This window comes from Flavobacterium procerum (genome assembly GCF_042431625.1).
GTDB lineage: Bacteria > Bacteroidota > Bacteroidia > Flavobacteriales > Flavobacteriaceae > Flavobacterium > Flavobacterium procerum.
In genome coordinates, this window is sequence record NZ_JBHLYW010000002.1 from 25,756 (window position 1) to 37,950 (window position 12,195).

The window sequence follows — 12,195 nt, forward strand, 5'->3', positions numbered from 1 at the left end:
GATTTAACGGATTCGCTTTCGCGAAAACGCGGATTTTCACTGATTTTAGCATAATATTTTAAAAAAAAATCCGTTTTTATCAGCGTCTTTACGAAGTAAATCCGTTTTATCCGTGTCCCAAATTATTTTTTAAAATTCCGGACTCCTTCCTGAAGCCATTCGTAATAAGCATTTATATCTGGATTGTATGCCGATGGTTTGTTCAAATCTTTTTCGTTATGATCCATTAAAACATAATACGGCTGTGCATTGGTTTTGTATTTCAAAATCTGAAGTTCGCTCCATTTCTGACCCGTATATTTCAGGATTTTTCCTGAGATTTTAGAAACAACTTGTTCCTCTTTTGGCAATGGTCTTTTATCATCTACATATAAAGAAATCAGAACCACATCATTATTTAAGACATTCAAAACTTTTGGATCCGGCCAAACACGTTCTTCCATTTTACGGCAGTTTACGCAGGCATAACCTGTAAAATCAATCATTACGGGTTTGTTGACTTTTTTCGCATAAGCCAATCCTTTGTCATAATCATGAAAAGTCGCAATTCCGTTTGGACCGCTTTCTGCACCTTCAGGAAGTGCATTTTTCTCTGTATTTTGAGTCGCTGCATTTCCGAAGCCATTTGGCGATTCACTGTATTGTTTTGCCGGAGGAAAACCGCTGATGTATTGCAACGGAGCTCCCCAAAGTCCCGGAATCATATACACCACAAATGACAGTACAATAATTCCCAGACTCAGTCTTCCAACAGAAATATGGGTCGAAGGCGTATCATGCGACAATTGGATTTTTCCAAATAAATAAAAAGCTAAAGCAGTGAATATACCAATCCAAATAGCCAAGAATACTTCTCTTTCTAATAAATGCAATTGTAAAACTAAATCGGCATTGCTTAAGAATTTAAGAGCTAAAGCCAATTCTAAAAAGCCTAAAACTACTTTAACTGAATTCAACCATCCGCCCGATTTTGGCAGCGAATTCATCCAACCCGGAAAAGCCGCAAACAATGCAAACGGCAATGCAATTGCTAAAGAAAAACCAAGCATTCCGATAATTGGTGCGATTCCCGCCTGACTTGCCGACTGAACTAATAAAGTTCCAACAATTGGTCCTGTACAAGAAAAGGAAACTACGGCCAAAGCCAATGCCATAAAGAAAATTCCGAAAACCCCGCCCATTTCCGATTTCTGGTCGATTTTGGTTAGCCATGAACTCGGCAGAACAATTTCGAAAGCGCCTAAAAAGGATAGGGCAAAAACCAGTAAAATCAAGAAAAATACAATATTAAAAACGACATTAGTTGCTAAAGCATTTAATGCATCGGCACCAAAAATCGCTGTAACCAAACTTCCTAAAATTACATAAATCACGATAATAAAAATGCCGTAAATCGTAGCATTTCTTATTCCGGCCGCTTTGGTTTTGCTTTGTTTGGTAAAGAAACTAACCGTCATGGGAATCATCGGGAATACACAAGGCGTAAACAAAGCCGCAAGACCTCCTAAAAAACTGAAGAAAAATAAAGTCCAAAGGCTTTCTTCAGGGGCTGTTTTTCCTGAAGCAGTTTCTGTTTCCTTTTTTAGAATTTCAGGAGTGTCTTTGCTGGCTATTGTAACAGAATCTGTTGTGTTGTTTGTGGTATCCTGTTTAGTAATTGATTCGTCTTTTACAGCCAAATCAGTATTTTTTTCTGTTGCTATAGTTGCTGTTTCTTCATTTTTAACTGGTACATCCGATTTTTTGAAAGTAAACTTTATTTCTTTTTCGCCTGGAGGAAGACAGCTATTATCATTGCAGACCATAAAAAATACAGTTGCATCGATAGTAAAGGCGTCGCTTGTTTTACGTTCTATATTTTGCGTAAAAATGGCTTTATCTTCAAAATATTTGATACGCATATTAAAAACAGGATCATCGACTTCGTGTCCTTTTGGTTCTACAACAGTGCCCACTTTTTTATAGTTTTTTGAAGGCTGAAATGTAAAACTGGTCGGCGCTGGTCCGCCTTGCGGTACATTTTGCGAATATACGTGCCAGCCCTTGTCAATCTTAGTAATAATGGACAAAGTATATTTATTTTCTCCTATTTCTTTAACCGAAGTGGTAAACGAAACGGGATCGTAAATTTGGGCAGTAAGATTGCTTATCGCAAAGAAAAATGCGATAAAAAGGAATAATTTTTTCATGATGTTAGAGAAATATACTTATTGTATTTTTTTATCTAAATGTTGTTTTAAACACATAGAATCATAGGATTTAGATTATCTATAAAAGGCATTTCATTTGATTAAATAAACATAGATTCAGGGTCTTTAAACTTTGTCAAAGTTGTCCGCAATACTTCCAAAAAGCTATGTGTTGAGAAACTAGTTTCTCTTTTATTATCTTTTAATAAAAAAGAAAAACCTATGTTTCTATGTGTTTAAAAATTTTAGGTCACTTTTTATATCGAATCAAAATCCACTTTGAAATATCGTTTAAAACTTCTTCTGCAAAAACCTCATCAATTTCTTTGGCTTCGCCTTGCGTACACGTTTTACAATGTTGGTACATATGATTTAAGCCGGGATAAATTGTAGTTGTAAGATCTTTTGTTCCCAAATACTTTTTGAAAGACTCGATATTTTCTACAGCTGGAACTTGGATATCTTTATCTCCGTTTGCAATAAAAACCGGAACTGTAATTTTCGGCAGAAAATTTTCTGGTTTATAATGAATGGTGTAACGATACCATTTTCTATCGGCATCTTTTCCGTAACGGTATAAGAAAGTCTGGTCGCGTCCGTCCCACATTTGTACTTCTTTTAAAGTTGTGGTGTCTTGCTTCTGCATCCATTCTTTCAATTTTACTTCCATCGCTGGCTGTGCAGATTCTCCGTCTTTTGTATCGTAAACCACTTTAAACATGATATTGTACATTTCCATCTGTTTGGCAACGACTTTGTCCGAGAATTTATAACTTTTTAGAATGGCTGTATTTTGAAGATTCAGCATTTCTAAACCGCTTACGCCAACGCCTGAAAGACTGATCATAAACTTTACATCTTTGTTTCGTGAACTTACGATTGAGGCAATCATACCGCCTTCACTATGTCCGATTACTCCAATAAAAGATGCATCGATATTTTTATCACTTTTTAAATAAGCAATCTGTTCATCGACATCATCTGCAAAATCTCCAGTGGTTGCGTTTTCAAAATCTCCAGTTGTTTTTCCAAAACCGCGGTCGTCTACGCGTAAAGAAGCAATTCCGTTTTTTGCTAAATAATCAGCTAAAACTGTAAAAGATTCTCTTCCCATATAGGTATAATTACGATCGTGCTGTCCCGTCCCCGAAATTAAAATCGCTAAAGAATATTTCTTTTTATTTTCCGGAATTGTCAAGGTCGCTCCGTAAGTCAGCTTAGTTTTTTTTCCTAGGAAAGTCATATCAATCACCTGATACGGATAAGGTTTTTGCGGATGCTGTGCAAAAAACAAAGGCGTTATTTCGCTTTGCTTTTTTAAAACAACCGCTGCATTTGGAATTGAATAATGATTAAACACACCTTCAACCGCAGTTTTATCGGCATTGTATTTTCCTTTAAAAGAGAAATTATACATTTCATTTTTAAAAGAAATACTGTCCTTGTTTTTACGAACTCCAACCTTAATTGACTCGTATTGCAATTCTGGAAGACTTAATAAAAGAGAATCTTTGGCGGTTTCAAAATCACCTTTCACCACAATTCGGTACGAATGGTATTGCCCCTGCCAGATGGTTTGCGAAAAACCAATCTGACAGCACAATACTAAAATACTGAGATATAAAAAATTAACAATTTTCATTTTTATAACCTTTAACTAAATTATTTTTTCTCAGCTTTTAAATATTCAACTATAATCGAAATTTCGTCAGACAATTCGCTTGGACTTCCAAAATAACCATTAGACATCCATCTTAAATTTCCACTTTGGTCGATGATCATTTTTTCAGGAATTCCAGAGAAATGAAATGCTTTTGAATACTTATCATAAACTGCATCGAATTTTCCTGTTTTTGGATTTTTACTATCATAAAGAATAGTAAAATCAAAACCTTTTTCTTTAATGAAAGCCTGAGTCTGTGCTTTAAAATCTTTAATGTATTCCATTGTATCCACAAAATAGAATTTTACATTATCATCGGCTTTGTATTTATTTACTGCCATATTCATTCCCGGCATTGCATTTTTACAAGGTCCGCACCACATAGCCCAGAAATCTAGAACCACAATTTTACCTTTTTGGTCAGCTAATTTTACTTTTCCGCCACGGCTGCTTTCCATTTCAAATCCATCGATTGGAAGATTGATTAATTCTGAAATTAATTTCTTTTTGTGCTCTTCGTTATTATCAGCTTTTAAAGAATGTAAATAAGTATCAAAATCGGCTTCTTTTTTACCTTCTTTCAAATACAAATCTTTTAAAGCTGCAATTGTTACAGGCGTAATTTGGTTTTGTTTTGCAGCTTCTAAAATAAAAGCTTTTGCTTCTTCTGTCTTTCCTTCTCTTAAAAGCATTCTAGAATAAACCTCGTTGTAAGAAGCATTATTGAACTGCATTATTGGTTTAATTTTATCTAGATATTTTCTTTCTAAATCGTAATTTTTGAAAATTTCTTGAAGTTTTGCATACGTAAAAAACTCTCTTGCTCCAAAGTTCAAACATTGTAATTGCCATTCTTTCAACGATAATTTCTGTGCGTATTCTTTTGGTACAAAAGCTTCTCTGCTTTCTAATTCTGGATAAATAATATCTGCATATTTTTTCAATGTTTCTAAAGATGTTTTCTCGCTTCCTTCCTGATCTCTATCAAAAGGAATCGATACTAAATGCCAAGCATAATCTAATAGAATTCCGTATGACGTTTTTTTAACATTGCTAATTGCATAATTGTAATCTTTGTTTTTCACAATGTAATTGTAAGCAATGGCTTTGTACATTTTGTCGTAAAAAAGTGCTTCTGTATCAGTAACTACATCCTGAAAGTTACTTTGTGGAAAGTTTTTTTCAAAGGCATTGTATAAAGTTACTTTTTTATTAAAATCGGCTTCGTTGAATATTTTTCTAATTTCTAAATCACGAGCCCAAACCCCATTTGGATATCTAGTCACTAAAACCTTTTGAACAGAATCGGTAAAGGCTTTATTGGCTGGTTGTGGCATTAAACCTAATGTTTTCTGAATTTGATACTGTGTGACGTTGCTTAAATTATTTTCGCTCAAAATAAAACGAAGTTCTTTCTTAAAAATAGGTGATACATCTCCTTCGGTTGAAAGCTGTTTGAATTTTAAACCATAAGAGAAAACATTTTTACGCGTTTCAGGATGATACTGCAATTCATATTTAATCCACATTAAACCTACTTCGTCTCTAATGTATGCGCTATCGTGCACAACATTTGGAACTTCATCCATGAACGCTCTGCTTCGTAAAAGTCCCCAGCCCGTGTAAGCTCCTGGAACTTGTGCAAACATATAAGCATGAGGCATTTTTTCTCCTCTATCTACAAGGGTATCCGACTTAAAAACACAGTTGATAAAAGAAGCATGATCTGAAAGCTTCATCTTTGTGGTCCATTTTTTATTTCCATCAGATTTTAAAGTGATGTCGCTGATAAGCCATCTGAAGTTATCAAAAGTATAGACAACTCCATTTACATATTTCGCATTGGCAAGTGGTCCATTAGACGCATCATAAGTCAAAGTAACCTCGTCTCCCGGATTTGGATGTTCTGGCGAAAGTTTAATTGCTAAATCTTGAGCAAATAAGCTTGTGGTGATACTAAAAAGAAATAGTATCAGTTTGAAATTTTTCATGTCTGTTTTTTTATTTTTAGTGCACTCTTGCAACAAGAGTGCACTTTATGTAATTAATCTAATTATGGATTTTGCTGTAAGTTTGGAGCGTAATCGTAGTAAATTGGAGCATAAGGCATTTGGTAACGATCACTATTTGGAGCAAGTGTAAACGTTTGTCCTGCAAAAGTATGCGTAATGGTTTTGGCAAATTCAGGTTCTTTGTTTAATCGTTTCAAGTCGTACCATCTAAAATTGCCTGTTCCCATTAACTCTCTTCTTCTTTCTGCCAAAACCTTAATTAAGGCATCTTTACTGTCTGTTGCTGTCATGGCGACATATTCTGATGCTCTAAATCTTTTTTGTCTAAGCTTATTGATTTCAACCATTGCCGCTTCTCCAGAACCAGCTCTCGCAAGGCATTCTGCTTTTATAAGCATCATTTCTGGTACTGTTGGGCCTCCATTTCGGCTTTCTCCTGTTAAACCTTCTTTCGCATAAGTTCTTCCTATTGTATAATCAAAACTAAATGTACTTGTTGGCTGTGTAAACAATACATAACGTAAGTCATTTGTATCAAAAGTATTAATAAGCTCATTGCTTAAAGATAGAATCTGTGGCGCATAAGTTAAAGAATTGTATCCGTTGAATTTAGATAATATCAATTCTTTATCTAATCTTCTGCTTGGAAAAGAACTAAACTCAAAATCTTCATAATTGTTTAATGTACTTTGAATTGCCAATGATTTTTCTGCATTTTCTAAAGCCAAAGGATAATTGCGCATATACAAATATGTTCTTGCCAAAAGTGCATAAGCTGACGCTCTAGAAGGAAACGCAACATTGTTACCTGAATTAATTGGTTTTAACCCTGAATTTACAGCATCGTTTAAATCACTTAAAATAATATCATATGCATTTTGAACAGTACTTCTTCTGATATTGTCTGAAACTGTTGGAGTTGTGAAAAGTACAATTCCAAGATCTGTTGAAGCAGTTGCAGGATCATAAGCTTTTCCAAAAGCATTTACTAAGGTTAGAAAGATATAAGCACGATGTACTTGTGCTTCCCCTTTAATGGCTAGTTTTTGAGCTTCGGTTCCTTCTTTGCTTTGCATTACTTCATTGATCACGACATTAGTGTTGTACAATGCAGTGTACATAGTATTCATATTATAATCTAATTCACCATCAAAATAAATTTGATCCGCCCACTTATATTGATTTACAAAAGGACGATAATAATCTGAAGCTCCTAAGGCAGTTGTTTGAGCTTCATTTTGAAAACTTATATCATCTGATGCTACATCTAAAGCTCCGTATGTTATATCCAGTATGGCCGAATTATTTAATAGAAATCTGTAGTTTTCAGTTTCTTCTGGTATTAACCTACCTTCTGTTTTGATATCAACGTAATTATCACAGCTCAAAGCAACTACTCCTAGAGCTATTATCGCGATATATTTTAAATATTTTTTCATCTTTAAAAAATTAAAAATTAACATTAAAACCAATTGAATACATAGCCATTGCTGGCAATTTCATGTTAGTTCCTGTGTAAGGTAAAAAGTCAGGGTCTAAACCGTCTTTGTTTTTTCTCCAAAAGAAACCAAGATTTCTTGCTGTAAAAGTTATAGAAGCACCTGTTATAGAACCTCTGTTAATTAAATCGTTAATATCATATTTTAAAGAAAGCTCTCTAAAGCGGATATGATCTCCTTCCATAATACGGTTATCTGAAGAAAAATATCTTACAAGGCTTACACCAGACGAACCTACAATTCCCGGAACTGATGTAGTAGCCTCATCTCCTGGATTTCTCCATCTTTGGTCAATATCAGTATTTAAATCGTATCTGCTAAATCTTCCTGATCTGTCTACATAACCTCCGTAAGTTGGTTTAAACATTACGTAATCGAATTTGTAAGTTGCCAAAATGTATAACGACAATTTTTTATACGTAAAGGTGTGGCTAAAACTTCCAAAATAAGAAGGGATATTTGTTCCCATATATTTCATGTCCTCAATGTCTTTTAAAGAAGTAAAAGAGTTCACGATATTACCAGACTTATCATATACCTGAGTTCTACCGGTAGCATCTAATCCTGCTGATCTAAAAGCAAATACACTGCCCAATGGGTAGCCTTCAACTGGTGGTGTTCCTCCTGATCCATTCAAATACTGACTGAAATTTTGAAAACGGGAATCGGTTACTTCTGTAGTATTGTAAGTAACGACAAGACCTGAATTCCATGAAAAATCTTTTGCTTTTAAAATAGTCGCGCTTAAACTTAAATCAACACCATTTCCAGCTAATGTTGCTGCATTCTGTACTAACGCGTTATTTTGAACACCATAAAATGGAGAAATTGGGAACTCTACAATCAAATCTTTACTATTCTTTTTATAATATTCGATAGTACCGTTTAATCTACTGTTTAAGATAGAAAAATCTACTCCTAAGTTTAAGATTGCCGTTTTTTCCCAACGTAAATTAGGATTTGCAGGCCTACTTATTGAAGCATAAGGCTGTTGCGAAAAATTATCTAAATTATTTAAAGTTATATTGGTAAAAGGAAAGACTTCCATATTGATATTACCATTGTAACCATAACTAGCTCTTAAACTTAAACTGTTAAATAAGTTGCTGTCTTTTAGGAAAGATTCTTCTTTAATATTCCATCTTGCCCCTGTTGACCATAGTGGCGTTCTTCTTAATCTTTTATCTACTCCAAAATTGTTGTAGTCATCTAAACGTGCGCTTCCAGTAATTGTATATTTATTTTTATATGTATAACCTGCATTGGCATAATACGATAAAAATCTTCTGCGAACATCTTTATGCTCATTACCGTATCCTAGCGTGTAGTTAAATCCGTTTACATCAACGTAATTTAGAGATGGAAGATCTACAGAAGTTTGCGTTTTTGGATTATATCCAAATAATGTTCTACTGTCTTGACTTTCTCTGGTTTCTCTAGCTTCTATACCTCCCATAGCGTTAATCAAATGATCCTGACCAATAATACCATCATAATTTAACTGTCCTCTCATCGTGTAACTGCTCGTTCCAAATTCGTTATTTTGATAAATACCTCCTAACGGAATTGCATGTACTAAATCACCATTACTGTTTATAGAAGTTGCCGAGTTAATTCTATCACGTGCATAAAAGGTATTTTCATTGTACATATTATCATTTGATGTACGCGAATTTTCTATAGAATAAGTTCCTACGGCATCTAAACCTTTTAATAAAGGAGCTGTAGCTGAAATGGTTGCACCAAAATTTAATTCATTTGATGACTTATCGCTATTCTTTAATTCATCGACATAATTGTAAGTCCATGGTAAATATCCAGCTTGCTCTAAAGGAATAGTTTGCGCGCTATAATAACGCTGATAGTAATTTACTGAATTCCCGTCATCTCCAACAATTTGATTGTAAGGCAATAACGTATTCGTATCAATTCCTAACGGTCTAAGTCCTAAAGCATTGTCATTATATTTAAAGATAGAACCTCTCAAGTTTGTGGTCATTTTTAAATAATTGAAAAGCTTAAAATCTTGATTAGACAACAAAGTCAAACGCTGTCCACTATTTCCTTTTGACTGAGTTTCTTCTTTAGAATACGATCCAGACATGAAATAAGAATAATCATTTTGTGCACCACTAAACGATAAATTATAATTTTGAGTAGATGAAGCTTGCAGTAAGTATTGTTCTGCCTGTCCATAGGTATTGCGATTACGCAATACATCTAATCCAGCGTTTCTTTGCTCCTCAGAAATAGCACCTCTTTTGTATTGAAACATCAGATCCATTCCCTGACTAATAGGTGGAGCTAGCATGTATGTTATACTTGCCGGGTCTGTAACCAAATTTTTATCTACAAATTCTTGTTCTAAATTTAAAACCTGAGATGAATTCATCAAGGGAAGTTTTGATAAAGAAGGCTTATTAGAAAAACCATAATTTTGAGAAAAACTAATTCTAGTTTGTCCTTGTTTTCCTTTTTTAGTATCAATTACCATTACTCCATTTGCCGCTCTTGCTCCGTAAATAGAAGCCGACGCAGCATCTTTTAAGAACGTAATTTTCTCAATATCATTCGGATTAATAGTTCTGATATCTAATTCTGTAGGTGTACCATCAAGTACAATTAATGGCATTGCATTAGAGCCTGTTGTACCTTCAAAAGTAGATTTTCCTCTAATGGCAAGATTGTAACTATTTCTGCCCTGGCCTTCTCCATATGTCGTTCCGTAAACAAAAGTATTATCAGAGTCCTGAACATTTAATTGCAATCCCGCAACCTGACCTTCCAATCTGTGAAGCACATTATTTACCGGAACTTTTTCTAAATCTTTAGCTGTAATGGCAACATAAGATCCTGTAGAGCGCTCTCTATCAATTTTTTGATATCCTGTAGAAACGATTTTTACTTCATCAAGCTTACTAACATCTTCCAATAAAACCGGATTAATAATCAAGCTGTCTGTAACGGTAACTTCTAGTTTTTTGTATCCTAAATACTCAAAAACAAGAACATCGCCTTTTTTAGCCATGATTTCATAAGAACCGTCAAAATTGGTAATAGCACCATCTTTTGTACCTTTTACCCAAACAGTCGCACCAATCAAAAATTCTTTTTTGGCATTGGTTACAACTCCCTTTATTTTTACTCTTTCTTCTATTATAGAAGCTGAGCCTGTTTTTACTTTTGGACTTAATGAAATAACAATCAATTTGTTATTTACGAATTCTGCTTTATAATTATCCCCAATTAATTCTTTAATAACTGCCATAACATCAGCGTTGTTTACAGTTATATTTACTCTTCTCTGTGCATCAAAAACGTCATCACTATAAAAAAACTCCACATTCGTTTTTTTCGTAATTGTTTTTAAAACATCTGATACAGAGAGATTTCTTGCATTAATACTTACTTTTTGAGAATAAGCAAAAGCAACTATGTTGAAAAGAAAAATTGACAATATTAGGGATTTCTTCATCAGATCAAGAAATTTATCCCAAAGCGCGGATTTTACCCCACAATCTTTTGCGGATAGGTTTTTTTTCATACTTTTAAAATGTTTTGGTTGGTTAATAGATTTCGAACTCTTTTTTCGACTGAACAAATACTCGCCGGGAAATGCTGCAACATTTTCCGGTTTTTTTCTTTTTACTTACTTACGGTTACTTCATACGTTTGGTTTACTTTGGTTATTTTATATTTAATATTGGATGTTTTACTAATGATATTCAACAGATTATCCAGAGGTTCTTCTTTTAGAACGATTCCCGTAAATTTGATCTGCTCTAATGATTTTTGTTCGAACTTCACATTAAAATCATACCATCTGGCCATTTTGGTCAAAATGTCTTTTAGGTTTTCGTTTTCAAAATAAAACTTACCGTCTTTCCATGAAGTATAAACCGCTGGATCAACTTCTTTTATTTTTAAAGATGACTTTCTCGCAACAGCTTGTTGTCCAGGATTTAAAACAACCGCATCGTTCTCTTTTCCGGCTTCCGAAACTTCTACTTTTCCTTCAACTAAAGTGGTCTGAAAGTTCTGATCTTCAGTATAAGCATTTACATTAAAGTGCGTTCCTAAAACGGTAACATTTCCAGAGTTTGTGCTAACTGTAAATGGACTGTGCGGATTTTTTGTTACCTCAAAATAGGCTTCTCCTTCTAAAGTAACCGTTCGTTTATTGCCTAAAAATTCTACTGGATATTTTAAAGATGATTTAGAATTCAGCCATACTTTGGTTCCGTCAGGGAGTTTAAGCTGAAAAGTTCTTCCATTCGGAATCATCAAGGTATTATACTGCACTTTTCCTGCATTTGATTGATTGCGGTCTTCATAACGAATCTGGCCGTCTTCGTCTTTTGTAATCACAACATTCTCCTGACTTGCCACTACTCCGTTTTTCTTATTGTTCAAAACTACTTCTGAACCATCGGCAAGTGTAAGCACAATATCATTCTCATTTCTATTGGCAAGAATGACCTCATTTGTAGTATCAACATTTGATACTGAATTTTGGGTTGTAGAAAAATATCCAATTCCAATAAATAAAATCACTGCAGCTGCAACTGCATATTTATAGTATGGTTTTAGACTTCTTTTAGGAGTGATTTTTTTGTTGACAGACCGCCATGCCTTATCAAGATTTATGTGCTCAATATCATTTTGATAATTTCTTTTTACCCTTTCAAAATATTCCCTGTTTGAGTCAGACTCATTGTACCATGCAGCAAAAATTGATGCTTCTTCGGGGCTGAGAGTATCATTTATTTTCTTTATGATCAGTTTAAAATCCATTTTGAGAATTCTTTTAAATTAACAATTACTTGATGGTA

6 protein-coding genes are annotated in these 12,195 nt (G+C 34.1%); all 6 read right to left on the bottom strand.

Annotated features, from left to right (window positions below; translation table 11 throughout):
• Positions 1-122: 122 nt before the first annotated feature.
• The gene (locus ACFFLS_RS01710) at positions 123-2,189 is read right to left on the bottom strand and encodes a protein-disulfide reductase DsbD family protein (protein ID WP_379685504.1); all 2,067 of its coding nucleotides are present in this window, start codon (positions 2,187-2,189) and stop codon (positions 123-125) included.
• A 250-nt stretch (positions 2,190-2,439) separates the two neighbouring features.
• The gene (locus ACFFLS_RS01715) at positions 2,440-3,831 is read right to left on the bottom strand and encodes an alpha/beta hydrolase family protein (protein ID WP_379685503.1); all 1,392 of its coding nucleotides are present in this window, start codon (positions 3,829-3,831) and stop codon (positions 2,440-2,442) included.
• 20 nt (positions 3,832-3,851) lie between these two features.
• Positions 3,852-5,843, bottom strand: coding sequence for a TlpA disulfide reductase family protein (locus ACFFLS_RS01720; RefSeq protein WP_379685501.1), 1,992 nt, complete (start codon positions 5,841-5,843; stop codon positions 3,852-3,854).
• A gap of 62 nt (positions 5,844-5,905) precedes the next feature.
• Positions 5,906-7,303: a RagB/SusD family nutrient uptake outer membrane protein gene (locus ACFFLS_RS01725; RefSeq protein WP_379685500.1), complete on the bottom strand. Its 1,398-nt coding sequence runs from the start codon at positions 7,301-7,303 to the stop codon at positions 5,906-5,908.
• Between the two features lie 10 nt (positions 7,304-7,313).
• Complete coding sequence (locus ACFFLS_RS01730; protein WP_379685499.1) at positions 7,314-10,907, bottom strand: SusC/RagA family TonB-linked outer membrane protein; 3,594 nt, start codon at positions 10,905-10,907, stop codon at positions 7,314-7,316.
• 101 nt (positions 10,908-11,008) lie between these two features.
• Positions 11,009-12,157: a FecR family protein gene (locus ACFFLS_RS01735; protein WP_379685497.1), complete on the bottom strand. Its 1,149-nt coding sequence runs from the start codon at positions 12,155-12,157 to the stop codon at positions 11,009-11,011.
• Positions 12,158-12,195: the final 38 nt, after the last annotated feature.

Excerpts from the sequence above, each read along its gene's own strand:
- ACFFLS_RS01735 (WP_379685497.1), bottom strand. The coding sequence starts at position 12,157 with ATGGATTTTAAACTGATCATAAAGAAAATAAATGATACTCTCAGCCCC.
- ACFFLS_RS01725 (WP_379685500.1), bottom strand. The coding sequence starts at position 7,303 with ATGAAAAAATATTTAAAATATATCGCGATAATAGCTCTAGGAGTAGTT.
- ACFFLS_RS01720 (WP_379685501.1), bottom strand. The coding sequence starts at position 5,843 with ATGAAAAATTTCAAACTGATACTATTTCTTTTTAGTATCACCACAAGC.
- ACFFLS_RS01710 (WP_379685504.1), bottom strand. The coding sequence starts at position 2,189 with ATGAAAAAATTATTCCTTTTTATCGCATTTTTCTTTGCGATAAGCAAT.
- ACFFLS_RS01730 (WP_379685499.1), bottom strand. The coding sequence starts at position 10,907 with ATGAAAAAAAACCTATCCGCAAAAGATTGTGGGGTAAAATCCGCGCTT.
- ACFFLS_RS01715 (WP_379685503.1), bottom strand. The coding sequence starts at position 3,831 with ATGAAAATTGTTAATTTTTTATATCTCAGTATTTTAGTATTGTGCTGT.